We start from the raw sequence: 26,379 nt of genomic DNA, 5'->3' as shown, positions 1-26,379 counted from the left end.
TTTCGCTTTATATATAATTTATGTAAATCTAATATTAGACTTGTTTTAGGAGGAATATGAAAGAAAAAATTGAGAAAGACAACGAAAATCAACTTCTTGAGCAAGTATTAAAAGAAATTGAAAAAAAATTTGGTAAAGAATCAATAATGATATTAGGAACTAAACCAAATATTTTACCCGAAACATTCAGCTCGGGCTCCTTATCTATTGATAAAGCGCTCGGGATTGGCGGTTGACCAAAAGGCAGGATAATTGAAATTTATGGTCCTGAAAGTAGTGGTAAAACAACTATAGCATTACACGCAATTGCTGAAGTGCAAAAACAAGGCGGCATTGCGGCTTTTATTGACGCAGAACATTCAATAGATCCTATTTACGCAAGAAATTTAGGTGTTGATATTAATAATTTAATTTTATCACAACCAGATTCAGGGGAACAAGCATTGGAAATTGTTGATAGTTTAACAAAATCCGGAGCTATTGATTTAATAGTTGTTGACTCTGTTGCTGCCTTAGTACCCGAAGCCGAATTAAATGGTGAAATGCGCGACCAAGTTATTGGCGCGCAAGCAAGATTAATGTCAAAAGCATTGCGTAAAATTACTGGTTCACTATATAAAAATAAAACATCAATAATTTTCATCAATCAAATTAGAGAAAAAATTGGCGTTATTTTTGGCAATCCAGAAACAACACCGGGAGGCAAAGCTCTAAAATTTTATTCATCAATTAGATTGGAAGTAAGAAAAATTCAAAATGTAGCTAATAATGGCGATATATATGGAAACCAAGTAAGATGCAAGGTTGTCAAAAACAAATTATCCGCACCATATAAATCCGCAAATATTGAAATAGTTTTTTCTAAAGGCATTTCTAAAATTAGTGAAATAATAAACTTTGCTGAAGAATATGAAATTCTTTCAAAAAAGGGTTCTTGGTATAGTTATGAAGGAATTAATATAGCTCAAGGGCAAACTAATTTGCAAATACTATTGGAAACCAATATTGAGTTATTTAAAAAAATTTCTGATGCTGTCATAGAAAAAATAAATGAATTATCTTAGTTTTGTTAAATAAAGATACTTTATTTAATTTTTTTTAATATTGTATAATTTAATTTATGAAAAAAGAAGAACTAAATATACTATTTTTAGGCGATATTTTTGGGGCGCCGGGAGTTAAATTTGTTGAACAAAATTTGCAAAACATTATAAATGAAAATAATATTGATTTCGTTATAGCACAAGCTGAAAATGTGTCCGGTCGTAAAGGATTTGTGCCAAAAGATTATAGAAGATTAATAAGTGCGGGAGTTAATGCATTTACTTTAGGGAATCATGTATGAGCAAAGGAAGAAATACATGAAATTATAAATGAAAACGAATTAATTAGGCCTGCCAATATCGAAAATAAATATCCTGGTAGCGGGGTTAGAATTTTTGATGTTAAGGGCAATAGACTTGCTATTATGTCATTTATGGGAATAACATTTAATCCACTTTTAGAACCATGAGAAGAAACATCAGCAAATAACTTTTTCGATAAATTTGATGAAATTTATGAAAAATTAGATGTTGATTACTCATTGATTGATTTTCATGCTGAAACAACATCAGAAAAATCTGTGTTTGGGCTTTATGTTGACGGAAAAGTTGATGCATTTTTTGGAACACATACACATGTCCAAACCAATGATGCAAAAATATTACCAAACGGTACATATTATGTTACCGATGTAGGAATGTGCGGTCCGACTAACTGCGCGATAGGTTCTAATTTTAAAGAGGTTTATGAAAAAATGCGATTTGGTTCATTTTCTTCATTTAAAGTATCAAAAAATAAATGCCAATTAAATGGAATAATTTTTAAGTTAACAAAAAATCAAAAAAACAAAACAATAAAATTAATAAATATTCAGGAGCAATAATGGCAGAAAGAATTGGAGAGAATAATCTTAAAAAAATTGATTTTTTGTCAAAAAAACTACAAAATAGAATCAAATTAATTACATTTATCTATCAATTTGAATTATTTGATGAAAAAATCTCCTGCGAAAAAATTTTTCAAGACAATGATCTACAAAATTGAGAAGTCAACATTCTTAATTTAATTGAATCAAAATATGATTTTTTAATAAATGTTGCTAAGCAATTTATAAGCAAGGATTGAGAATGAAATCGTGTTTTACCACTAACTAGAGCAATAATTATTTATGGCGAATATGAACTTTTATTTAACGAACCCAAAATTGTTATTAATGAAATGATAAATATTTGTAAATTGCTTTCGCCAAATAATGATTACAAATTTGTAAATAAAGTTTTGGATTTAATTTCAAAAAATGTAATAAACAAAAAATAATGAAAAAAACAATTTTAGAAATTTTTCAAAATCAATACAATTTTTCTCTCAAAGAAGCTGATGCCTTAATTAGATCGGGAAAAGTTTTGGTGAATAGCGAAAAAATTTTTTTGCCTTCTCTTAAATTTGATGAGGCAAAAATAAAAATTGAATTTCTTGATCAAAATCAAAAAAAATATGTTTCACGTGCTGCATATAAATTATTAGCTGCAATTGATAAATTTAACATTAATGTAAATAATAAAGTTTGTTTGGATATTGGTTCTTCAACCGGAGGATTTGTTCAAGTTTTGTTAAATAGTGGTGCTAAAAAAGTATATGCGATTGATTCTGGAACAAATCAATTAGATTACAATCTTCGTGTAAATAAAAAAGTTTCTGTGCATGAAAAAACAAATTTAAAAGTACTAACTAAAGAGTTTTTTAATGAATCTATTGAATTTGTTTCGTGCGATGTATCATTTATTAGTTTAAAGCACGTTTTTAATGTTTGCAATGATATTCTTAGTTCTGGAACATTTTTAATGGCTCTTATTAAACCACAATTTGAAGCTTCTAGTAAATATGTTGAAGTTGGTGGATATGTAAATCCAACTCATCATGAATTTATAATTAACAAAATAATTTTATATGCCAAAAAATTTAATTTTAAACTAGTCAATATTGATCAAAGTCCAATTTTGGGAGGAAAATCAAAAAATATTGAATATATAAGTTTATTTGTAAAGGAGTAATATGAAATCAGAATTTAAAAAATATTTTCCGATGTTTTTAAACAATCCAAATATTGTTTATTTTGATAATGCTGCCTTGACATTTAAATCTCAATCAGTAATTGATTCCGGAACAGAATTTTACGAAAAATATTCAATTTCAACGCGCACAGCAGATTCGGAATTAGGAATTAAAATATCGCAAAAATTGGCAATTGCGCGCGAAAGTATCGCTAATTTTGTCGATGCAAAAGGTTCAGAATTAATTTTTACTTCTGGAACCACTGAAAGTTTGAATTTGATTGCATCTATGTTATCTGATATTATTGATGACGGCGAAATAATATTGACTTACTTTAATCATAGTTCTAATATTGTTCCGTATTTAGAAAACTTTAAAGAGAAAAATATATCAATTAAATATTGTGAAACAGAAGAAGATATTTTAACTTCTATTAATAGACAAACAAGAATTGTTGCATTAGCTCAAGCAAATAACAATTTTTCAGTTAAATACAATTTGGATAAAATATATTCAAAGTGCAAAAAATATAATGCAATTTTAATTAATGACGCTGCTCAAGCGATTGCACATGAAAAAGTTTCATTGAAAAACGGAGATGTCATAGCTTTTTCATCGAATAAAATTTTTGGACCAACCGGCATGGGCGCACTAATTATAAAAAGTGACTTACTAGAGAAATTATCTCCAAAAAAATTCGGTGGCGGTCAAGTTCAAAACATTGGTGAAAATTTTAATTGAAATTCGCATACTAATATTACAAAATTTGAACCTGGAACACCAAATTTTGCTGGCATTTTTCAATTTCAAAGCGCAATAGAATTTTTAAAATTATTAGATTATAAAAAAATTAACACTGTAGAGAATAAGTTAGCAAATTATATATATGAAAAATTAAGCGAAATTCCTAATCTTTTTATTGCCTCAAACAAAGGAGATAAAATTGTGTTGTTTAATATTAAAAACATACCAGCACAAGACATAGCCTCATATTTAGGTCATAACAATATTTATGTTAGATCTGGAATTTTTTGTGCTCACAAATTTAAATCTATAAGCAAATATGAATCTTCATACGTTCGCATATCGTTGTCAATTTACAATGATTTTAAAGATGTTGATATGTTAATTGAAAAATTAAAGAAAGTAGAGGTGGAATATCTTGATTTTTTATAATCCCAATGAAAAACGAGAAATAATTTTTTCAGCATATTTAAATCCAAAATTTAAAGTTGAAGAATTGCCACACAATAACAAAACAATTTTTGAACATTCAAACGTTTGTGTTGATACAATTGAGCTAAATTTAGAATTTAATGATAATGTGCTAATTGATGCAAAATATAAAGCTGAAGGTTGCACCATTTTTATCGCTAGTATTGAATTAATGCTTGATAATATACTTAATAAAGATCGCATTGAAATTAAAAAAATAATTGACGCGTATTTTGCAATGATTAATAATAACAATTTAAATGATAACGATTTTGATTTACTTAATAAATTAATAGTGTTTAAAAACGTTAAAAATAGCTTTAATCGCCTTGAGTGCGCATCAATAATATATCGAGCTATTTCAAAAGGAATATAATGGCCAAAGTTTTGTTTCATATCGATATGGATTCATTTTTTGTTAGTTGTGAAAGAGCATTAAATCCTAGGTTAAACAATAAACCAATAATAATTGCTAATAATTACAAAAGAGCAATTATTTCAGCTATGTCATATGAAATAAAAAATCTTGGCTTTAGAGTAGGGGACCCCTTTTATAAAGTAAAAAACAAATTACCAGATACTATTGTTATTTCTCCTCATTATGAGTTATATTCGTTAACCTCCAAAAAAATATTTGAATTTATTAATAAAAATTATGGACCGCATATTGAAATTTATTCAATTGATGAATGTTATTTAGATGTTACTATGGCGGTAAAAAAATATGATTCTCCTATTACATATGCCAAAAAAATTCAAGATGATATTTTAAAATATTTTAAAATACCGTGTTCTATCGGAATTTCATACACTAAATTTTTGGCAAAAATGAGCACAAATAAAATTAAACCATTCGGAATACTGGAAACTAAAAAAGGAGACATTATTAATAATTTTTATTCACTTCCCGTTAAAAAAATTTTTGGTGTTGGCAAAAAAATATCCTTATCTTTAGAAAAGGCAAATTTAAAAACATACGAAGACATAATTAATTGTAAAAACATCTTGCTTTTAAATAAAATTTTTGGAAAAAATTATTTCATTTTTATTAAAACCTTAAAGGGCGAAAATGAAACTTTTGAACATGAATTAGTTGAAAATGCCAAGGGAATAAGCAATTCAATAACATTTACTATAAATGATTCAAATGATCCAGATTTTTTACATTCTGAAATATTTAAATTGGCTGAAAATGTTTTTCGTAGGGCGAAAGATCAATGTGTTACTGGTTCGCTTGTTTCAATTTCGATTAGGAATGTTGATAAGATTTGAAAAACAAAGCAGAAAAAATTATCATATTATGTGGCTAATATTCATGATTTATATGAAGTAGCATATTCACTATTTGATGAATTTTGAAACGGTGAAATGATTAGAGGGTTAGGTATACATTTGTCAAATTTAAGATCATTATTTGAAGTTGAACAATATGATTTATTTACAGAATATAATAATGAAAGTAAAATAAATAAGATAATTAATAGCATTAATTTTCAATATGATATACCGCAACTAAAAACCGTAAAACAACTTTTAGTTGAAAACGGTAAAGATATTAATAATATTAAATTTTTAAGAAAAAATATTACTAAAACTAAAACTAAAAATGAAATTGAATTGGAGGAAAAATGAAAATAGGTATATTCGGAGGAAGTTTTAATCCAATTCATAAAGGTCATATTTTAATTGCTAGCGATGCCTTGCAATTATTAAATTTAGATCAGATTATTTTTGTTCCAACCAATTGTAATCCGTTTAAAAAGAAATCTGATTATGTTGATAATAAACATCGTATTGAAATGATTAAATTAGTTTTGAAAAATAAAATGAGCTTATCGGAATTTGAAACTAATCAAAAAGGAACTTCTTATACAATTAATACCATTCAATTTTTTAAAAATAAATTTCCAGAAGATGAGTTATATTTGTTGGTCGGTTCGGATAATGTAAACAAATTGAATAAATGAAAAGATATTGATTTAATATCTAAACTAGCCAAAATTTGTATTTTTAATCGAAACAACAAATTTTCAAAAATAAATATTAAAAGATACAATTGTATTTTACTTAATAATGAATTTCATGATTTTTCTTCAACTAAATACCGATTAGGAAATTTAAATCAAGTTGAACCAGAAGTACAAAAGTACATAGCTAAAAACTTTTTATATTTTTCAGATATTGCAAAAAATTGATTATCCCCAGAAAGATACAAACATTTACGTTTTACCGCAGAATTTGCGGCCGCGTTGGCCAAAAATAATAATTTTTCTGTTAAGGCAGCATATCAAGCAGGATTTATGCATGATATTACTAAGGAATGAAGTCAAGAAAAAAGTTATTCATTTTTAAAAAAATTTGGATTTAACAAAAACAATTTAGAACCTCACAAATTACATCAAAATACAGCATATTATTGATTAAAAAACAATTATATGTTTGAAGATGAAGAAATATTGCATGCGATTAAAATTCATACAACCTTGGACTTTGAATTGAGTGTTCTTGATAAAATTCTATACGTTTCAGATAAACTTTGTGAAGGAAGAAAATGAAAAGGTGTTCAAAAATCGCGCAAATTAGCTTTGATAAATCTAAACGAAGGGTTAAAAGAAGCTATCACTAAATGTGGTATAGAATTTAATAATCAAAAAGGTATAACGTTATCGGATCAGCAAAAGAAAATTTATAAAAAGTGGCTATAAATTTTATAAGCAAGTTTTTTGCCTACACTAGATGTCTATTGAAAATAATACGAACGACAAATAAATACTTATTTGTTTTCTCTTTAAAAAATGATGTATAATACTAATGCTTTTATTAAGCACAAGAAGATTCATTTCTCACCTAAGTGATTTTTTGCTGGGTTGCTACAATAAAAAGATATTTGTAGTTTTTGGGAAGTGGATATTTAACCACTTTTTTTATTTATTTAAGGAGGAAGTTATTATTAACAATAACAACAACACTGAAAATTTTGCAAGCTTTCAAAATAAAAAACCAAAATCAGAACATGTCATAAATAATGCAATACCATACGATAAAGTTTTTTTACTTGATAATAACGGTGAAAAAATTGGTGTAGTAACCAAAAAAGTAGCTATTGAAAAAGCAAGAGAAGAAAATATGGACTTAGTTTTAATTGATATTAAAAATAATAAGCCGATTGCAAAGATTTTAGACTATGGTAAGTTTAAATATGACAAAAAGAAAAAACAAAAAGCCGCTAAAGAAAAACAATCAGTTACAATAAATCGAGAAATAAGATTAACACCTTTAATTGGCGATCATGATTTAAATACAAAAGCCAAAAAAGCTCGTGAATTTATTTTAGAAGGTAACAGAGTAAAAGTATCAGTTAAATTTAGAGGCCGTGAAAGAGCTAGAACTGAACTTGGCGAAGAAATTTTGACTAAATTTTATGCATTAGTAGAAGATATTGCAAAAATTTCAAAAGAAGCTACATTGGTTAATGAAAAGTTTTTGGATATCTATATCGAAAAAGATAAACGTAAAGTTGATGCTATATCTAATAAACTAAATAACGAACCTTCAGAAGAACAAGGAGAATAAAATATGCCAAAAATGAAAACCAAAAGCGGTTTAAAGAAAAGAATTAAAATAACTGCATCTGGTAAAGTTAAACGTGGAAATGCATTCAGATCACATTTAGCTCAAAACAAAACAACAAAACAAAAACGTCACGCTCGTAAAGCATCTACATTATCAGCTTCAGATTTTAAAAGATATAAAGAATTAATTTAATTAGGAAGGAAATAATATTATGCGTACAAGAGGCGGAATAGTTACAAGAAGAAGACGTTCAAAATGAATTAAATTGGCAAAAGGATACTGAGGACATAAATCAGTTGGTTACAAAGTTGCCAAACAAGCTGTTGTAAAATCATGAACCTATGCTTTTAGGGATAGAAAACAAGTTAAACGTGAATTTAGAAAATTATGAATAGCACGTATAAACGCAGCTGCTAGACCAATGGGAATCACCTACTCAAGATTGATTGAAGGTCTAAAAGAAGCAAATATTCAAGTTAATAGAAAAATGCTTTCAGAATTAGCTATCAACTATCCAACATCATTTTCTCAAATAGTTGAAACAGCAAAAAAAGCATTATCGAACAAACAATAATTTTAAACAACCAAAACTACTGCCACTATGGCAGTTTTTATTTTTTTTAAAAAAAATATAGACCAAAGCGGTCTATAAATTTGATGATATTATAATCCTAATTCTTCGTCGGTAGGAATGTTTAAATTTGATCCTACATAAGCAAATATTTCAGGACTTTGTTTAATATATTTACCTTCCAAAATTCTAATAACACTATCGACTGTTTCTTCAATAGGAACATATACACCAGGGTTTTTAGTAAATTGTTCAGTCATAAAGAAGTTTTGCGTAAAGAAGTTTTCAAGTTGCAAAGCTTTTTTAACAACAATTTTGCTTTCATCATCTAATTCATCAAATCCTAGAATCAAAATAACGTCTTCTAGGTCTTTATATGCTTTAAGAACTTTCTTTGCTTCAATTATTGCATCAAAATGTTTTCTTCCTAATATTTTTTCGTCAACCGAGTTAGATGAACTTGCTAGCGGATCGAAAGCTGGAAAAATATTTTTAGCAGTTTGCGCACGAGAAAGAACTAAATTACCATCTAAGTGGTTAAAGACAGCAACTGCTGATGGATCACTTAAATCGTCCATTGGTAAAAAGATTGTTTGGAAGGAAGTAATTGAACCATTTTCATTTTTAAATAGTCTATCTTCAACGTTAGCAACATCACTTTCAAGTGTAGATTGATATCCACCAACTGACGGTTTTTTACCAAGCGAAGCACTAACCTCGTTTTCAGCTTGAACAAAACGGTAAATGTTATCAATAAATAATAAAACATTTTCTTTATCATGGTCACGCAAGTATTCAGCAGCAGTAATTCCGATTGGAACTATTGACATTCTGGCTCCGGGTGATTCATTCATTTTTGAAATGTACATAACTGAGTTTTTCATCAAATCAGAATTTTCTAATTCTTCATACAATTCAATAGCTTCACGTGATCTTTCACCAGATCCGATAAAAATATTTGATGTTTTTTGGTTTTTACGATTAACGTTAAAAATCAATTCCTTCATTAAAACAGTTTTACCAACACCGGCGCCACCAAATATTCCTAATTTGTATCCTTTAATAATTGGCATAAAGAAGTCAATTGCTTTGATACCTGTTTCAACAATTTCTAGATTTGTGTCTAAAAATTCATCATTATTAATTGTAGAATTCATTTCCACACGTTTAATATTGCCATTTTGTGAAAGCAGAGGATTTCCTCAAAAGTTATAAATATTATTTTTTGAATTTTGACCAACAGGAACCATAAAGCTTGTGCCTGTATTAGTGATTTCATCGTTAATATTAAGTTCTGCAAATGAATAAATGATGATTGCTCTAATGGTTGTTTCATTAATTATTCTTTTTACCAGTAAAAAGGTTTTTCCATTATGCGCAGTTAGTAATTGATTAATTAAAGGCAAATGATTTTTCTTAAATTCGATTTCAACAATATCTGAGAAAAATTTTGTTATTGTTCCGGTCATTATTTATCTCCTAACATTTGTGCAATTTTTTCTAAATATTCATCTTCAAAGTTAACGTATTTGTGTTCACATTCAATTTCTCAATTTAGTTTCATATAATTTGAATATTGTTTTAAAGCGTAAGCAAAGTAACCTTTCATAATGTTGTCATCATAGTCATATGAATTTTGAATTGTTTCAAATGCCAATTTTGCTTCTTCGTTTGTATCAATTAAGATGTTTAGGAATTCAAGTGCTTTTTGTTCGTTTTTAATTCCTCTTAAAATACTTCATGAAATTAATTTTGACATTAATAAAACAAAACGTTGTGAGTATAGTGAAAAGTTTCTTTGCATGAACATTTTATCAATCATTTTACCTTTGTATAATAATTGAGTTGTTTCATCGTTGAAGTCATAATCCAGCATTGCTAATTTTAAATGACGTTTGTATTTACGATAGATTTTACCGATTTCAGCAGCAACTTTAGTAATAGTTGTACTTTGAACACTTGAACCTGTTCTGGAAACTGATAAATCAATGTCAATTGCTGGTAATTTACCGGCTGAAAATAAATCAGAACTTGTTACAATTTGTCCATCAGTAATTGAAATTACGTTTGATGAGATAAGTGAAGTTATATCACCATCAATTGTTTGTACAATTGGTAACGCGGTAATAGTTTTTTGATTTTTAAATGAACCAGCACGTTCAAGCAATGAAGAGTGAGCAAAGAACATATCTCCAGGCATAGCTTCTTTACCAACGGGTTTGTTTGTTAATAAGGCAATTTCACGGAAAATGTTTGCGTGTTTTGTTAAGTCGTCAAAAATAATTACGACGTCATTTGTTTTAGCAATATTTTCAGCATGCGCCATACCTACATAAGGTGCTAAATATTGTTCGTATGCACTTGTAGCAGGGGCATATAGAATAATTGTGTTTTTAAGTGCATCATGCTCTTGCAAGGTTTTATATATCTTAGAAATAGCTTCACGTTTTTGGCCAATTGCAACATATACGCTTTTTACACCATTTTTTGATGCATTTATGATTGTGTTAATTGCAATGTGCGTTTTACCAGTTTGTCTATCACCAATTATTAATTCACGTTGCCCCTTGCCAATTGGAATTAATAAGTCAACAATTGTAATACCAGTATATAATTGTTCGTTTAATGTTTTAACTGACATCAAATCATGTGCTAATTTGAATGTTGAACTTGAAGATAATTCTTTTGTAAATTCCACGGTTCTTTTTTGTGGTAAAACAACATTTCCATCAATATCAATAATTCTTCCAAAATGTTCTGGCGATGTTTGAACTTCTGTTTTAGTTTTGATGATTTCAATTTCGTCATCAATTTCTAGTTGTTTATTTGTGTTATTTGATAATAAATAGGCATTGGTTTTTGTTGCGCTTACTAAAATAAATTTAATATTTTTATTTTTGGTTGCAACAAACATTTGCTTTTGTTCATATGGGAAATTTCCGGTTACTTCAACAATATAATCAAATATTGCTGCAATTTTTGGGTTTTTTGTACCTTTAGGCAATTTAATAGTAGTAACTTTTTTTGTTTCTTTTTTAGTAGTTACTTTAGCACTACTTTCTTTTTTAGTTGTCTTAGATGAAGTTTCCTTTTTTGCCTTGGGGGATGTTTCTTTTTTTATTGTTTTAGTAGTTTTTGTTGTTTTAGTTTTAGGTTTTTTAACAGATTCATCGTCAGCGGCAACATATGTTCGTGTTGTAGTAACGGTCTCTTCAGTAATTAGTTTCTTTTCTTTGGCCATTTTATATTCCTCTCATTCCTAACATTAAAATTGTTATACCTGTTGCTAACATAATTAATGAAATTGTTAATATTAATAGATATACAATCAAAATTTTTCTTTTGCGATTGGTTTTGAATCTTATTGCCATTATTGTTAGGTTAATAATTGTGCTTAGTATACCTATTGTAATTAAAATAGATCCAAATATTTTCTTAAGTCTATTTTCACTAAAGTATTGTGATTTAACAATCTTATTAGCTTCTTCATAAGCTTTAATAAATTTTTTAAACTCTTCAGTATTGGCATTTGTTATAGGTTTGTCTGATGCTAATTCCTTAAGAACAATAAATTCATCTTTAATTTCCTTTATTAGTTTTAAATATTTGGCATATCATGTTTTAACTAATAAAGGACTTTCTGTTGAAACGTATTCTAGTTTTAGTAAGTCTTTTTTAATTTTTTCAAATAATTCATCTAAAACATTAGAACTAATTTTTTTAGATTTATCACTATTTGATTTAAAGTTATTTAAAATAATTTCACGGTTTTTCTTTATTGATCTTTCGAATTGTATCTTAACACGGCTGAAGGCTTTTGTCATCGAATGTCAATAAGGAACGTTTTCTTCGCTGACTTTTTCTTCGCCAACTTTGTACTCTAATTTGATTAACGCAGAAATTAATTGATTTAGAAACAAATTAGAAATTTCATTTCTTATTTCGCTGTTTTTTATTTTTAGCAGTTCTTGATTACCAAAATTAATTTGGTATGCAGAGTTTTTGGTTAATGTTTTCCATTGTTCCTTAAACGCTTTAGCAACATCATCAATATTTGAAATTTTTGCTGCTAATTCAACCATCGTAAATAAAGTTTGTTGTAGGTTATCATTACCCAAATCATTATAATCGATTTTTGTATCTAATCCAATAGCTACTAAAAATTTATTATAAATAGATCTAATTTCATCAATTTGCGTCTCTAGAACATATTGATTTTTTTTATAGTTATCTGATTTATCCAAATTAATTTCTATTTTATATGTTCTTTTTTGTGTGTTGCCAGATTTTGGCTTTACTGTGTCAGAAATAGCAACAATAGCATTTAATTTTTCGTTTTCTAGTTTTAAATCTTCAACTTCATATAAGTATCTAGTATTAATTGGATTATTGAAGAAAAATAATTCAGCGTTAGCCTTAGCAATATTATTTATAGCTTTAAATCTATCAATAATTTCTTGTGCTTCTTTATCTGACCAAGTGTATTTTATTAAAGGATTTAAATTAGGTAATTTGTTAATATCATATTTTTCTATTGGTTTTGGTTTATCACCAGGTACTAATGGCAATTTGTCAAGTTCTTCTGGTTTAGGATCTTCTTCTTGAGGTATGTCTAATTGATTGCTTTGTTTTAAGTCAAATTCATTAAATCTAGGAGTGATCTTTTTATTTATATATTCTTCTCATGAAGTATATCCTTCAGGAAATCCAATTTCATAGCCATAAACTTTTTTACCATTGATTTCATATTCAACTAATTTTAAATTAAGTGTTGGAGTATCAACATTTTGGTAAATGATATTGTTAAATTCTTTGGTTAGGTTTTCGACATATTGTCTAATTGCTTCTTCAAATTCAACTTTGGTTAAAGTGTTTTTAATTTCTTTAATTGTTTCAACTTTTCCATCCGGCTTAACCAAATCTTCGTATTTTTGTAATTCGCTTTTTGGAATTTTGATGCTATCGTAAACTCTACCATTATATGTAACTTTAATAATAAGCAATTCTTTATGTTGCGAAATTGTATAAGGAATTAGTGGTTTAATTCCGTATTTTTCTGGTTCTTGGATAATATTATCTTTTTTAGTTTTGAAATGTTTGACTATTTCATCAAGATAAACTTGCTTTTGAATTTTGTTTATACCGTTATCTTCACTTTTTTTAACATTTTCTAATTCAGTTTCAAGATACTTAATAACTTCTTCAACTACTTTTTTAACTGCTTCTTTGGTTTTTGTTTCTGCGATCGCTTTAAATTGATCGAAGTTTGGGTCAACTTCTTTTTCTTTCGCTCTAGCACTTACCAAAACAGAAAGAGGTGTTGCAATAGTTAAAGTTGCAGAAGAAAGACTTCAAAATAATTTTAATTTTTTATTCATATTTTTCCGCCTTTCGTAGGTTTAAAATTTGTGACATTTTGCTAATGTATTGTTCGCGTTTTAATTTTGTTAATAGAATAAATTGATTAATATTTAAACCAAAATTTTGGCGTGCATTAAAATAATCAATTTCTTTTGTTACATCTTTTAAGGTATCGTTTAAATCAACATCTTCTTCAACTTTTAAATATTTATTGTAATTAGAAAATGTGTTTATCTGAATTTTGTTTTCGTTTGCAAAAACACTAACGTCTGATAAAAACATAAATCATTCGCTATTTTCTTTAGGATCAACTATTTTAATAATAGTGTTTGGGTAACTCGCAATTGATCTATTTTGAATTAATTCTCATTTATTTTCATTTCCAACATTCAAATAAATTAATCCATTTTTTAAAATATATGGTTTCTTTGACACAAAATTAATTACGATATCAAAACCGTTTTCGTTAGCGCGCTTATTAAAATTCATCATCGCCTCCATTAATATCAAGATCAGTTTTTGCTTTTCTTGTTAACATCACAATTTCTTCAATTTCTTTTTCTTGTTTTAGAAGGTGCAATTTTTTATCTAATTTTGTAATTGTATCTTCAAGTTGACGAATTGATTTGTTTGTGAAAACCAAATCCGTCTTAGCACTATAAAAAGAAGATTCAATAATAAGTGAATGAATTGAATTTTCAAGAAAAATATTGATTTGAGCATCAATAAAATCTTCAATATTTGGGTAGATTTTAAAGTTTGTAAAGTCGGTGATATTTTTTTCTTCGTCGATATTTGCTAATTTAGTTAAGTTAAAATTTTTGATTGGTAAGATTTGAAATGGTTCATTATAACTTTTATTGGTGTTAATTACAAAATATACTTCTTCGTAATTTTGTCCAGCATATAAAGCTTTAATAGCTTGAACCAATTTTGAGGCAAAATCAGGGTCTAAATTTTTATTAGTAAAGTTCATTAATGATTTAAATTTGTTTTTCTTACAAAATTCAATCGCTTTTTGACCAATAGGAATAAAATCTGCATTTGCCTTTTTAGTCATTTCCAATATTTTCTTTTCGTAACGTGAATATGAGTCGGTTGTATATTTTTGTTCTTCAGTTAAGTAAATTCAAAGTTGTTTTGGTTTCTTGAAAAGATTTTTTATTTTATCTAGTTTGCTGATAGGTTTTTCAAGAAATTTTGCATCATCACCGATAATGGTGTTATTTAAGTCATATTTTTTGTCAAGTGATGATATTAAATTTTTATTCAAAACTGCATTGTTTATGTAAAATGAAAGTTTTTTTGTTAGTTTCATTATTGTTATTAACAATATATTTCTATCGCTATTAATCTTTAATCTAATATTGTTTAAATTTGTTTTCTTTTTCTCTAACGTTTTTAAATACATGTCTTTTCCTATCTAACCACTGTTTTAATAATTTCTTTATTAAATAGAAGTTTTAATTGACCAGTATTTTCAGATAAATAAATTATGACATTTGGAATAATTTCAACAAAGCAATGTGAATTTAAAACTCTACTAATTTCGATATTTAAATCATTTAAGAATTTATTTAATGATTCATCAGTTATGCTATTTTTTAAGTTAATAGCATCGTTATTGCTTGATTCGAAATTTGATAACATTGGCACTAATTTTTCAATATCAAATTTTGGATTTACATTAAAATTAATGATGAAATTGTCGTAAACAATGTCGTATCTTTTATCAAGTCCTTCATTTAAATAATTTAAGAAATCTAAATATGTTTGTGATTGAAAACCTAAATTATTTTTAAACAATATAGAAGTAATTAATTGAGTAAAGTTTATAAAATTTTCTTTTGTGATAATTTCTTCATATTCAGCATATACGTTAAATAATTCTGAATTTTCGTTTTTATTCTTCTTCATATTTTATCCTTTCTTCATTTTCAGTGTGTTTATTTTTAAAGAATGTAATTTTGTTAGCTACGATAATCAGCCATAGTGTTGATGCTAAAAGAAATACGGTTCAAACAATTGCTGAAATAACTAAAAAGATTTGTGTAATTTCTAAATTAGAATCAATGATTAAAAATGTTAAATTATTTTCCGATAGAAGAATTTGATTCAATCCGAAAATAATGATTGTTAATGAAACTGATATTAATCCTAATTTAATAAATGTAGCAATTCCAAAATTATATTCGTTAGTTTTGGCGTAGTAAGCACCAACAATTGCGATAGAGGCAAGTGAAACAAATAATAAATTAATCAAATTAACTAAATTATTATGTTTACTTAAAAATGTTGTGATTAGCAATGAAACTCATAATAACGCTTCAGAAAACGAAATTGCAATTGTATTTATTACGTGGCTATTTGTTTTAAGTCTATTCAAAAATTGAAATAGCATATAACCAGTTACAACCAATGCAGCAAATAATATTTCAACTAAATAAATAAGATTTTGAAATTTCTTACCCAATACTGAAATTTCGTCAAATCTTATAAAAAAGATTCTAACTAATCAAAAAATTACTGTTGTTAAAATTGATAATGATAAGATAATTGAATTTTTGAAATATTCATCTTTTTTAACTTTGAAGGTAATAAATGAAATTCTGTCAGCGTTAACACCAAATAATAATGACAAAATTATGGTTGCTGCAATAAAAATCAAAAAGAAGCTTTTTGTTTTTTTAATAGACAACAAATTTTTTCAATAGTTAAAGAATGTGTTATCTTTAAATAACATTTCTGAATTTGCAACTTTTGAACTCGCGCCAAATACTCAACTAAACGCACTCACAATAACGAGAGCTAATAATAAGAACTGTGAGATGTTTGTAATTATTAGCGAAGTTAAGTTATTTTGTGAGTTAGGATCTGTTTTTCTTTTTAAGTTAAATATGTAACTTGAATAAACTAAATTTATAATAAAAACAGGTACCAATATAATGAACAAATAAACGCTTTTGGCAGGATTTGATTCAAAATATGTAAATGTTAAAACAATTGATGCGATAGACATACTTAAATATAATGTGAATCAAGGCCAATATTTTTTAATTTTTTCTTTTTGGAAATATAGATTCATAAAGTTTTTAGATATTGTGTAAAAAAACACAAAAGCAAGCAAGAAAAATCTAGTAAAAATTAATGTATTTTTCTGGATGTTTTCATTACTATCAAATTTTAAGAAATCTTTTATTTCTCAATTCGCAAACATTTTTTGTGCGAAAAATGAATCGCGAATAAACAATAAAACTGAAAGACAACCAAGAACTAATACGGTTAACAAGATAATTTTGTAAATGAAAACATCTAAATTGCCTTTTTTATTTTTAGAAAAAGCATGATAATCATTAAAAATTCTTGTCTCTTCCAAATTTAAAGAATTTTTCATAAATGAGTTTTTCTCCTTAATTTAATAAACTATTAAATTATAGACATTTTAAATTTTTAAGGTTATTTTTTTGTTAAAAAATTTCTTATTTGCAATAATTATTTGATTTTTTAATTATTTATCGATCAAATTAAAAAAATAAGACACCATTTTAAAATGATGTCATTCGAAATTAATCAGCTACTATTGCGTTATGTCAAACTTGTTGAATGTCTTCGTCATCCTCAAGAAAATCAACAAAGTCTTCAATTTGTTGCATTTTTTCTTCGTCAACTTCAATATCAGAATTCGATAAATAAGTTACTTCCGCTGTAGAGTAATTTTCGATTTTAAAACCCTCATCAATTGCTTGTTTCACTTTTTGAAATGATGATGGTTCACATATGATTGTATATGTTTCATCTTCATTGAAAAAGTCTTCTGCACCAGAATCAAGCGCTGTCATCATAACTTCATCTTCAGCTGCTAAATTTGATGCAAATTCGATAATGCCTTTTTGATCAAAAACATAAGGAATTGTACCTTGTTTTCCTAATTGCCCATTGTGCTTCGAAAAGTAATGTTTAATATTGGAACTTAAACGATTAAAATTGTCACTTAAACAGCTAACAACAAAATTAATTCCACCAAATGCAGTTCCTGAATATAAATAACCTTGAAATCCCGTTCCTTCTTTTGAACCGCCGGTAATTTTAGAAATAGCTTTTTCAATATTAGCTTTAGGCATACTTTTTGCTTTTGCCTTAGCAATTGCTAATTTTAGCCCAGGATTTGAATCGGGATCAGGTCCCCCTAGAGAAGCCGCAACCATAATTTCTTTCGAAAACTTTTGAAATAATTTACTTCTTTTTGCGTCAACCGCAGCCTTATGATTTTTTGTTGTTGCTCATTTTGAGTGTCCTGACATATAGTTCTCCTGATTTATAAATGTTTAAATAATTTAAATAAATTTATAGCAATTATATCAAAAATATAAGTTAATATTGTTACAAATTTAATATAATAACTACATGTATTTAATCATTGGCGAAGACGAATATTTTATAAAAACTGAAATTGATAATTTAATCAAAGAAGTAAAGCAAAAAAATAAAACAAACGAAATTGAAATTCATCGTTTTTTCGGGCAAGTAAATTTAGAAGAAGTGTCCGATGCGCTATACAATATAGACATTTTTTGCATGCCAAAAATTGTTATTTTTGAAAATCTTGAATTATTTAATTCAAAAATTAAAAGTAATAGTAAATCAAGTCAAAACGATTTTTTTGATTTAGTTTTTTCGGCCGATAGTGCGGTAAATATTGTTTTATCACAGGTTACTAAAAAATACGATAAAAATTTTCTACCATCGCCACTTTTTAAACGTATAGAAAATGTTGCAAAATTAATTCAAACACAATCAATTTCTGAGAAAAAGCTATATTCATTTGTTAAAAATTTTATTACAACTAGAGGTGGAGAAATTGATGAATTTGCTTTACTTCACTTTTTAGCAATTATGCCAAATGACTTAACTTTTATTACTAACGAAATTTGCAAGCTTTTATTGCAAAATAAACACATCACATTACAAATGATAGAAGATAATAATTTCGCAATGTCAAACAATATTGAATTTGCTTTTAGTGATGCGATTTTAAAAAATGTACCAACCGAAACAATCATTTATAAACTTAATGAACAATTAAATTTTGGTGTTTCTGCAAACCAATTACTTTCTCAAATAGCGTCATTGCTATCATATGCAAAAGAAATTTATTTGCTTCGCGTTGCAAATTTTTCAACTGAGCAAATTGTAGCAAATTTGAATATTCATAGTTTTAGAGTTAAATTATTTATTGATTTTTTTAATAAGGTGGGTAACAAAAAAATAACTGCTTTAATTGATGAATTAGCAAAAATTGATCTTGATATTAAAAATGGTTTTTTAGATGAAAATCTAGCATTACAATCATTTGTATTAAAATTAATTAAATAAGGAAACTAATATGATCGAAAATAACTTCAAAAGAATTTTATTATATGAATTAAAAATTGAAACTTTTACAAATCAAGAAACAACTGGGTTTGGAAATTTTGAAGGTTTAATAAATAAATTAGATTACATAAAAACATGTGGTTTTAATGTTATTGCGATAAATGACATTTTAACACAGTATCAAAACAAATTTGAACTACAAGAAATTAAAAATCGCTATGGTTCAATTACTGACTTTGTAAAATGCATTGATATTTATCGCAAAAACCAAATCGAAATTGCGCCCATAATTGATATTTTCCAAATTAAACAATCATATATTAACTTAAATAACATGCTTAATTTATATGATATTCAGAATTCTAATGATAAAAAACAACTAACTTCTCTTGAAACATATTTAGTTAATGATTCATTTAAAAAAATTAATTTGAATACTATCGCAAATTTAATTACTTATTTTGATGAAATTTTAAGTTTCTATGTTAAGTGTAATATCAAAACAATCATTATTTCAAATTTTGATTTTTTAATCGAAAAAAACAATTTAATCGAAAAAAACAAGTTTCAATTTTTAGAAGATATTTACAAGATTGTAAAACGCCAAAATGTAAGTATTACTGTGATATTAAAAAGCAATCAATTTCACAAAAATTTATATTCGGAGATGTTAAAAAATCCACTTAATTGCTGCGATTATTTATATTTGACACACATTGCTAAAAACGGAATTATAAGTGACGAAAAATCGGCTAAAAAGCAAAAATTCAATTTCAAATATTTTGTTAAAACTTACAAGCCATTTTTCAACAATAAAAAAATTATTTTATCTTTTGGATCGGATGATATTGGGAGAATTAATTCGCGTTGAGGCGATGAACTTAGTTATTTATTTGAATCAGCAAAAGCGTTTATTTTATTACTATTTGCGGGTAAAAATTCAATTGGTATTTACTATGGCGATGAATTAGGGATTTTACGAGCCAAAATTCGCCGAAATTATGAATTTAATAATCCAAACTATAATGAAGAAAAAAGATTTTATCAAGCCAATAATATTAATGAAGATGAATATTTTGCGGCTCAATCATTTCAAAACAAATGAACTTCATATACATTAATGCCTTGAACAAAAGAACCTAAAAATTCAAAAGCCGGAGCTTTAAACTCTTTAAAAATTGATAAAACAAATGTTGAAAGTCAATTAATCGCAAAAGACAGCCCCTTAAATTTTTTAATCAATTTAAAAGAATTAATTTTTAACACATTTAACGATATAAATTTTGGTAAATCAAAAATTGCTATTTATAATGACAAAAAAGGCATAATTAAAATTTCACATAAAATCAAAAATAATTTGGATATAGATTTTTTAGTTAATTTAACAAGCAAACATTTGCCTTTAGCTAATATTTCTGAATCAAAAATAGCGTTTACAACATATGCTGGTAAATTTTATGCTTCACTGCCTAAAGAATTGTCGCCTTTTGAGGGAATAATCTTACTAAAAGAAAAAAATTATAATGAATAGTAAAATAATAAATATTACTATTAGCAAATATATTATTGTTTATAATTATTTAATCAAGCTAAAACTTGCATAGAAAGGAAAATATGCCTAATTCACAATCACCAGTGGCTAATGTTGTACTTTATGTATTGATGGCAGTGCTTTTATTATTTATAATTGCATATATAATTTGAAAAATCGTAAAAAAATCTGTTTTAAAAAAACGTGCCGCAAAAGCGGAAGCTGAAAAAGCTAAAGAAATTCTTTCGTTGTATTATGAATATATTTTAAGTTTTCAAGAAATTATTATATATTCGTTAAACGAGCTGAAAAAGTTTAATAGTCATGAAACTACGCGAAAAATGGGCGAAATTCGTGTTGGCGCACAAAAATTGCTAATGAAACTAATAAAACGCGACGATTTTGCTTATTCTTTTGTTAAAAATGAACAATATAAGACTTTCGTTAAACATGCAGAGTTAATTAATGTAAACTATTGTAACTTATGAGAAAAACATATTCCGGAGACACTAAAATTTTTTAAAGAACAATATGCTTTAGTGCCTGATGGAGAAAAAAAGAATATATGTTTAGATTTAGTTAAAAAATCAATTAAGGAAAAATACTATGAAGGAAATGAAAAATAAAATGGCAAAAGCACCAAAAACAAAAGCGAAATTAGGTGTCGCTAATTGGCTTACAATTCTTAGAATGCTATTAATGATTCCATTTTTAGCCATGATGTCAGCTGGAGCAGCACTTATCTTAGCTAAAACCGGCGGCGGTGGATTTAGATATGACGGAATTAAATTAATTGGCTCAAATAGTCATAAATTAGCCTTATCAATTATCTATTGAACCTGTGTTTCATTATTTATAGTTGCGATGATAACAGATTTTGTTGACGGTTTTTACGCTCGCAAAACAAAAACGGTGTCTAATTTCGGCAAAGTTTTTGATCCAATCGCTGATAAAGTCGCTACTACAATGATGATGATATTTTTAGCAATCTTTAACTTTACATATTTACCTATTGTAATTTTATTTATTGTGAGAGATATTATGGTGGATGGCTCAAGAATGTATGCAGCTAAAAAAGATGTTAAGGTTAATGCAAATTGATGGGGAAAAATTAAAACTATAATTGTTTCTCTTTCACTACTGGTTATAGCCTTTAGCGTTCCATGATTAAAAGAAAACGAAGACTCATTAAAACAATTTTACGTAAACATACCATTATTAGCTGGTCTAATTTTAGCTTGAGTAAGTGGCATAATTTATATTTGCAAATACTTAAAAGGAATCACAAAGGACAATAATCTTGATTCAAAAAAGGAACCTATTATAGAGACGTCAACGAATGAAAATAACCAAGCCATTGAAAAATCAGATATGGAATCAATGGAGATTACTTCTTCTGAAGAATATAAAAATCAATTGACTCAAGAAATTGAACAAGCCAAAAACAATTCAAATTCTACTAATAATTCAAGCGATTCATTTTTTTAGATTGATTAATAGAAGCGGATTTTAATTGCAAAGTTTTGCTTCTTTTTTTATTATTTTTAAAAACAAAAAACCAGCTTTATTTTTAGTAAAATTATGCTATATACAACTCACTAAATCAACAAACTAATTTAAGGAAATTTAATAAAATGACGAAATTGCAAAAAAAATCACATAATCAAATTCAATATCAAATTAACGAAATAGAAATAAAAACTGATATTAAAACTGGATTAAATGAAAACGAAATAAAAGCTAGACAGGAAAAATATGGTAAAAACAAATTAGATGAAACAAAAAAACTAAATCCCTTTATTGCTTATTTAAGCCAATTTAAAGATATTTTAGTAATTATTCTTTTGTTTGCATCTTTGCTTTCATATATTTTAGCAATTGTTAATGGTGTTGAAAGTAATTGAAATTGGTATGGCAATAATAATCGTTTATTAATTGAATTTATTGAACCTACAATTATATTGTTTGTTGTTCTTACGAATTCCGCGATAGGCGCAATTCAAGAAATCAAAAGCGCTAAAGCAATTGACGCATTAAAGAAACTAAGTCCACTACAAAGTAGAGTTATCAGAAACGGAAATTTAATGTTAATCGAGGCAACAGATATTACAATCGGTGATATTGTTATGGTTGAATCAGGTGACGTTATTCCTGCTGATGGTTATCTACTAACTTCGTCAAATTTAAGCGTTATTGAGAGTTCCTTAACAGGCGAAAGTGAACCAGCATTTAAAGATGCAAATATGGCGCGCAATTTACAATTACCAATAGCAGATCGTCGTTTCATGGTTTATTCATCATCAATAGTAGCAACAGGTACAGGATATTTTGTTGTTACTGCGATAGCAAAAAACACAGAATTGGGAAAAATTTCGAATTTAGTAAGTTCACAGAAATCAACTATTAGTCCGCTACAAATAAAAATAAACAAATTAGGAAAAATTTTCGGCTATACCGGTTTAGCATTATTCTGTTTGAGCTTTATTGTACAAATAATTTTTCAATTAGCAACAAAAAGTTCACTTACAGATAAAATTTTCTGAAGTACTTCAATAGTTAATGCTATTTCCTTAGCTGTTGCTGCTATCCCTGAAGGATTAATCGCATTTTCTTCAATAATTCTGGCAATTGGGATTCAAAGAATGGCCAAACAAAAAGCTATTGTGAAAGATTTGATGGCAGTAGAAGCACTAGGCAGTTGCGCAGTTATTTGTTCTGACAAAACTGGCACATTAACACAAAACAAAATGACGATAATTGATATTTTTGACGGTAAAAATTTTAGTTCAAAAAAACAAATAACAAATGAAAATTTAATCAAAGTAATCGAATATGGTTCGCTTTGTTCTGAAGCTAATTTAATTAATGATAATGGAATTTATAAAGTTGCTGGTGATCCTACGGAAATATCATTTTTATATGAGCTAGAAAAACACTCAATTAATAAATATAAAAATAATTTAATTAGTCAACACCCTCGATTATTCACTATTCCTTTTGACTCGTCACGAAAATTGATGACATCTATTCATTTAATAAATAATGAAAACATTTTAATTACAAAAGGCGCTCCCGATGTTCTTTTACACAAATGCGCCAATATAAATCAAATTGAAAAACAAAAAATTCTTGAACAAAATGAAAAATGGGCTAATCAAGCATATCGGGTTTTAGCGATAGGATATAGAAAAGTTGATAACCTGTTTTTAAATAAAGTATCACAAAAAAATATTGAAGAAATTGAAAGTGGTTTTGAGTTTTTGGGATTAATAGCCATGATAGATCCACCACGTGAAACTGCTAGAGAGTCTATTTTGCAATGCAAACGTGCGGGAATTAAGCCAATAATGATAACAGGAGATAATTTAAATACAGCTATTGCAATCGCAAAAAATTTGGGAATATTTACAAGTGGCGATAAAGCAATAACGGGTACTGATTTAGATAAGATTTCTGATGATGAATTAACTAAAACAATCGAACAATACTCCGTTTATGCGCGAGTTAAACCTGAAGATAAATTAAGGATTGTTAATGCTTGGCAAAAAAACGAACAGGTTGTAGCAATGACAGGCGACGGAGTCAATGATGCGCCAGCATTAAAAGCTTCAGATATTGGTTGCGCAATGGGAATTACAGGCACAGAAGCTTCAAAACAGGCAGCAAATATAATTCTAGCTGATGATAATTTTGCAACAATCGTAAAGGCCGTTGATAACGGGCGGTCGATTTATCAAAAAATAAAAAATGTAATTCAAAATTTATTGATAACTTCAATTGCTGAAATAATTTTGGTTTTTATTGGATTATTAGTTTTTCGTGCAATATTTTCATCAATATCTTGAAAATCACAATTAGGTAACCAGGAGATTTATATATTATCAGCGTCTCAATTATTATGAATTAACTTATTTACTCATGGTTTTCCGGCGATTGCACTAGGTTTACAAGATTCGAAAGAAAATTTTATGAATCATAGGCCGATATATAAATATGAATCAATATTTAGTGGCGGAATGGGAATAGACACTCTTTGCAAAGGACTTCTAATTGGTGTTTTATCTATGATGGGATATTATTTAGGAGCACTTTGAGCTTATTATAATTCACCTAATAATATAATTAGCGCCGCATCAACAATGGCATTTTTAATTTTAGGAATAACCGCGGCATTTAACTCAATTAACTTAATGTCAAGCAAACCAATTATTTTACTAAATCCGATATATTATTGAAAAGTATATTTGTCAGTGATATTTTCGATAAGTTTTTTAATCATTGTTGCTTTTGCAAACAAATTAGCTTTAGTTTTTAAAGGGTATGTTAATTTAAAATCAGCGCCCGCTTTGATTGGAATTGGTTTAGGATTACCTATGTTTTTAATTCCAATTTATTTGATTCAAAAAGTAACCAATCTTTTAGTATCTAAATTTGAAAAATTTGATTCAAATAATTCCGGATTTGTAATGATAAAATCAAACAATAAATCAAAACATATACAATAAAAAATAACAAACCTTTTTTAATTTAGAGTTTGTTATTTTATTTAATTATTTATTAATTTCTAAGTAAATGCGACCTTCATATTCTAGTGAAAATTTTCCGCCATTTGCTGGTCTATCAGGACAAAAAATTTTATACACTAAACACGGAATATCTTTTTCATTTGATTTTTCATAAAAATAAATTTTTATTGGGTGGCCATATACTGCGCCTTGATCTAATATTTCGGCTTTAAAATTATTATTGAATTCTGGATCATTTAAAATGTGTTTGTATGCATTATTTTTATCGCTAGAATCTTTAACTTTATCATCTTCGTCTTTATACTTTTCCAACAATTTTTTAATTATTTTTTGCAAATCATAAATACTTTTTTCTTTTCCTTCTTTAGTTGCTGAAAATGAAAAGTATTTTTTGATTTCACTTAATTGTGATGAACTTAAAAGGCCTCTAGTTATATCATTATAGTAATTTGGTATAACATTTTTTTTGTTTTGATTAGCACCATTGTTATCACAGCTAGCTGCTATTATTGTAAACGCAGGAATAGTTGTTGCCAATGCACCAAAAAATCAAAAATGTTTTTTCATATTCATCCCCTTTTATATTGCTATAAATAATCTAAAAAAATCTTTTTTTCATCTTCAATTGGATGATATCCATTTTGAATTTTCGCTAAGCAATATATTTTATAACTTAAATAAATTTTACTCCTATTGGAATTGGTTTTATCGATATTTATTTCATATTCTATGAAATGTTTCTTTAAAAATTTGGAATTAAATAATCTTAAATTGAAGTATTTTGTAAAATTTTGATCATTAATGAGATCAAAAAAAATATTAGTTTTTTGGTATTTTTTCTTTAATTTTTCAATTATTTCAATCAATTCGTTCTGAGTTTTTATCTTGCCTAATTTGGTTAATGAAAAATTAGTACTTTCATAAATATTTTTTAATGTTGTAGAAGATAAAAACGAAACTTCGCTTGAAGTGCTATTAACATTTATATCACCACATGGACATTTTCCATATCCACTAATAGCAGCATGCTGTTTATTTTCTCTTTTGTAGCAACTTATGGTTACAATCGGTAATAATATTGGTGCTACTAGTATTAAAAAATAAATTCCCTTTTTTTTCATAGTTTATAAATT

At 27.0% G+C, this 26,379-nt stretch carries 26 protein-coding genes; 16 read left to right on the top strand and 10 right to left on the bottom strand.

All coding sequences use genetic code 4. The features are described from left to right. Positions 1 to 68 precede the first annotated feature (68 nt). The 11 genes from recA (at position 69) to rplT (ending at position 8,458) form a co-directional block, all read left to right on the top strand. Complete coding sequence (gene recA / locus FJM08_RS01820; RefSeq protein WP_211331337.1) at positions 69 to 1,064, top strand: recombinase RecA; 996 nt, start codon at positions 69 to 71, stop codon at positions 1,062 to 1,064. A gap of 56 nt (positions 1,065 to 1,120) precedes the next feature. Next, positions 1,121 to 1,927 carry a TIGR00282 family metallophosphoesterase gene (locus FJM08_RS01815; RefSeq protein WP_140031507.1) on the top strand — a complete coding sequence of 269 codons (807 nt, stop codon included), beginning with the start codon at positions 1,121 to 1,123 and terminating at the stop codon, positions 1,925 to 1,927. Continuing rightward, a complete protein-coding gene (locus tag FJM08_RS07820) occupies positions 1,927 to 2,361 on the top strand; it encodes a transcription antitermination factor NusB (protein ID WP_140031506.1) in 435 nt (144 codons plus the stop codon). The genes FJM08_RS01815 and FJM08_RS07820 overlap by 1 nt, the downstream gene beginning before the upstream one ends. Then, complete coding sequence (locus tag FJM08_RS01805) at positions 2,361 to 3,095, top strand: TlyA family RNA methyltransferase (protein ID WP_140031505.1); 735 nt, start codon at positions 2,361 to 2,363, stop codon at positions 3,093 to 3,095. The genes FJM08_RS07820 and FJM08_RS01805 overlap by 1 nt, the downstream gene beginning before the upstream one ends. A gap of 1 nt (position 3,096) precedes the next feature. After that, entirely contained in the window at positions 3,097 to 4,272 is a 1,176-nt protein-coding gene (locus tag FJM08_RS01800; RefSeq protein ID WP_140031504.1) for an aminotransferase class V-fold PLP-dependent enzyme, read from the top strand. Next, entirely contained in the window at positions 4,259 to 4,687 is a 429-nt protein-coding gene (locus FJM08_RS01795) for an iron-sulfur cluster assembly scaffold protein (protein WP_140031503.1), read from the top strand. Before FJM08_RS01800 ends, FJM08_RS01795 begins: the two co-directional genes overlap by 14 nt. Next, entirely contained in the window at positions 4,687 to 5,949 is a 1,263-nt protein-coding gene (locus tag FJM08_RS01790; RefSeq protein WP_140031502.1) for a Y-family DNA polymerase, read from the top strand. The genes FJM08_RS01795 and FJM08_RS01790 overlap by 1 nt, the downstream gene beginning before the upstream one ends. Then, the gene (locus tag FJM08_RS07815) at positions 5,940 to 7,016 is read left to right on the top strand and encodes a nicotinate-nucleotide adenylyltransferase (protein WP_140031501.1); all 1,077 of its coding nucleotides are present in this window, start codon (positions 5,940 to 5,942) and stop codon (positions 7,014 to 7,016) included. The genes FJM08_RS01790 and FJM08_RS07815 overlap by 10 nt, the downstream gene beginning before the upstream one ends. Before the next feature lie 106 nt (positions 7,017 to 7,122). Beyond that, the gene (gene infC / locus FJM08_RS01780) at positions 7,123 to 7,884 is read left to right on the top strand and encodes a translation initiation factor IF-3 (protein ID WP_241863921.1); all 762 of its coding nucleotides are present in this window, start codon (positions 7,123 to 7,125) and stop codon (positions 7,882 to 7,884) included. A gap of 3 nt (positions 7,885 to 7,887) precedes the next feature. Then, entirely contained in the window at positions 7,888 to 8,076 is a 189-nt protein-coding gene (rpmI, locus tag FJM08_RS01775; protein WP_140031500.1) for a 50S ribosomal protein L35, read from the top strand. 19 nt (positions 8,077 to 8,095) lie between these two features. Beyond that, positions 8,096 to 8,458 carry a 50S ribosomal protein L20 gene (gene rplT, locus FJM08_RS01770; protein ID WP_140031499.1) on the top strand — a complete coding sequence of 121 codons (363 nt, stop codon included), beginning with the start codon at positions 8,096 to 8,098 and terminating at the stop codon, positions 8,456 to 8,458. 89 nt (positions 8,459 to 8,547) lie between these two features. Here the strand turns inward: rplT and FJM08_RS01765 are convergent, their stop codons facing one another. The 8 genes from FJM08_RS01765 to FJM08_RS01730 all read right to left on the bottom strand — a co-directional run bounded on the left by FJM08_RS01765 (position 8,548) and on the right by FJM08_RS01730 (position 18,117). After that, positions 8,548 to 9,924: an MSC_0618 family F1-like ATPase beta subunit gene (locus FJM08_RS01765; protein ID WP_140031498.1), complete on the bottom strand. Its 1,377-nt coding sequence runs from the start codon at positions 9,922 to 9,924 to the stop codon at positions 8,548 to 8,550. Continuing rightward, positions 9,924 to 11,696 carry an MSC_0619 family F1-like ATPase alpha subunit gene (locus tag FJM08_RS01760; RefSeq protein WP_140031497.1) on the bottom strand — a complete coding sequence of 591 codons (1,773 nt, stop codon included), beginning with the start codon at positions 11,694 to 11,696 and terminating at the stop codon, positions 9,924 to 9,926. The genes FJM08_RS01765 and FJM08_RS01760 overlap by 1 nt, the downstream gene beginning before the upstream one ends. Before the next feature lies 1 nt (position 11,697). Next, on the bottom strand, positions 11,698 to 13,833 hold the full coding sequence (locus FJM08_RS07810) for an MSC_0620 family F1-like ATPase-associated subunit (protein WP_140031496.1): 2,136 nt from the start codon (positions 13,831 to 13,833) through the stop codon (positions 11,698 to 11,700). After that, positions 13,826 to 14,305: an MSC_0621 family F1-like ATPase epsilon subunit gene (locus FJM08_RS07805; RefSeq protein ID WP_140031495.1), complete on the bottom strand. Its 480-nt coding sequence runs from the start codon at positions 14,303 to 14,305 to the stop codon at positions 13,826 to 13,828. The genes FJM08_RS07810 and FJM08_RS07805 overlap by 8 nt, the downstream gene beginning before the upstream one ends. Then, a complete protein-coding gene (locus FJM08_RS07800) occupies positions 14,295 to 15,227 on the bottom strand; it encodes an MSC_0622 family F1-like ATPase gamma subunit (protein ID WP_140031494.1) in 933 nt (310 codons plus the stop codon). Before FJM08_RS07800 ends, FJM08_RS07805 begins: the two co-directional genes overlap by 11 nt. A gap of 8 nt (positions 15,228 to 15,235) precedes the next feature. Next, a complete protein-coding gene (locus FJM08_RS01740; RefSeq protein WP_140031493.1) occupies positions 15,236 to 15,733 on the bottom strand; it encodes a DUF2714 domain-containing protein in 498 nt (165 codons plus the stop codon). Next, positions 15,720 to 17,210, bottom strand: coding sequence for an MSC_0624 family F1-like ATPase-associated membrane protein (locus tag FJM08_RS07795; RefSeq protein ID WP_140031492.1), 1,491 nt, complete (start codon positions 17,208 to 17,210; stop codon positions 15,720 to 15,722). The genes FJM08_RS01740 and FJM08_RS07795 overlap by 14 nt, the downstream gene beginning before the upstream one ends. A gap of 172 nt (positions 17,211 to 17,382) precedes the next feature. Further along, positions 17,383 to 18,117 (bottom strand): YebC/PmpR family DNA-binding transcriptional regulator, encoded by a 735-nt coding sequence (locus FJM08_RS01730; RefSeq protein WP_140031491.1) that lies wholly within the window; start codon positions 18,115 to 18,117, stop codon positions 17,383 to 17,385. Between the two features lie 103 nt (positions 18,118 to 18,220). Here FJM08_RS01730 and holA point away from each other — a divergent pair, with 103 nt between their 5' ends. From holA to FJM08_RS07775, 5 genes are all read left to right on the top strand, one after another. After that, complete coding sequence (gene holA, locus FJM08_RS01725) at positions 18,221 to 19,189, top strand: DNA polymerase III subunit delta (protein WP_140031490.1); 969 nt, start codon at positions 18,221 to 18,223, stop codon at positions 19,187 to 19,189. 10 nt (positions 19,190 to 19,199) lie between these two features. Further along, positions 19,200 to 20,720: an alpha-amylase family glycosyl hydrolase gene (locus FJM08_RS07790; RefSeq protein ID WP_140031489.1), complete on the top strand. Its 1,521-nt coding sequence runs from the start codon at positions 19,200 to 19,202 to the stop codon at positions 20,718 to 20,720. An 83-nt stretch (positions 20,721 to 20,803) separates the two neighbouring features. Beyond that, positions 20,804 to 21,346 carry an MHJ_0274 family protein gene (locus FJM08_RS07785; protein WP_140031488.1) on the top strand — a complete coding sequence of 181 codons (543 nt, stop codon included), beginning with the start codon at positions 20,804 to 20,806 and terminating at the stop codon, positions 21,344 to 21,346. Then, a complete protein-coding gene (pgsA, locus tag FJM08_RS07780; protein WP_306769762.1) occupies positions 21,327 to 22,208 on the top strand; it encodes a CDP-diacylglycerol--glycerol-3-phosphate 3-phosphatidyltransferase in 882 nt (293 codons plus the stop codon). The genes FJM08_RS07785 and pgsA overlap by 20 nt, the downstream gene beginning before the upstream one ends. Positions 22,209 to 22,354: 146 nt before the next feature. After that, positions 22,355 to 25,225 carry a cation-translocating P-type ATPase gene (locus FJM08_RS07775; protein ID WP_140031487.1) on the top strand — a complete coding sequence of 957 codons (2,871 nt, stop codon included), beginning with the start codon at positions 22,355 to 22,357 and terminating at the stop codon, positions 25,223 to 25,225. Between the two features lie 45 nt (positions 25,226 to 25,270). On the opposite strand, the gene FJM08_RS01700 is transcribed toward FJM08_RS07775, so the two are convergent. Continuing rightward, a complete protein-coding gene (locus FJM08_RS01700; protein WP_140031486.1) occupies positions 25,271 to 25,813 on the bottom strand; it encodes a hypothetical protein in 543 nt (180 codons plus the stop codon). A gap of 20 nt (positions 25,814 to 25,833) precedes the next feature. After that, the gene (locus tag FJM08_RS01695) at positions 25,834 to 26,367 is read right to left on the bottom strand and encodes a hypothetical protein (RefSeq protein ID WP_140031485.1); all 534 of its coding nucleotides are present in this window, start codon (positions 26,365 to 26,367) and stop codon (positions 25,834 to 25,836) included. Positions 26,368 to 26,379 lie beyond the last annotated feature (12 nt).

Source organism: Metamycoplasma equirhinis (assembly GCF_006385185.1).
Taxonomy (GTDB): Bacteria; Bacillota_I; Bacilli_A; order Mycoplasmatales; family Metamycoplasmataceae; genus Metamycoplasma; species Metamycoplasma equirhinis.
Note: the sequence above shows the minus strand (reverse complement) of the source record. Positions and strands in the feature narration are given on the sequence as shown.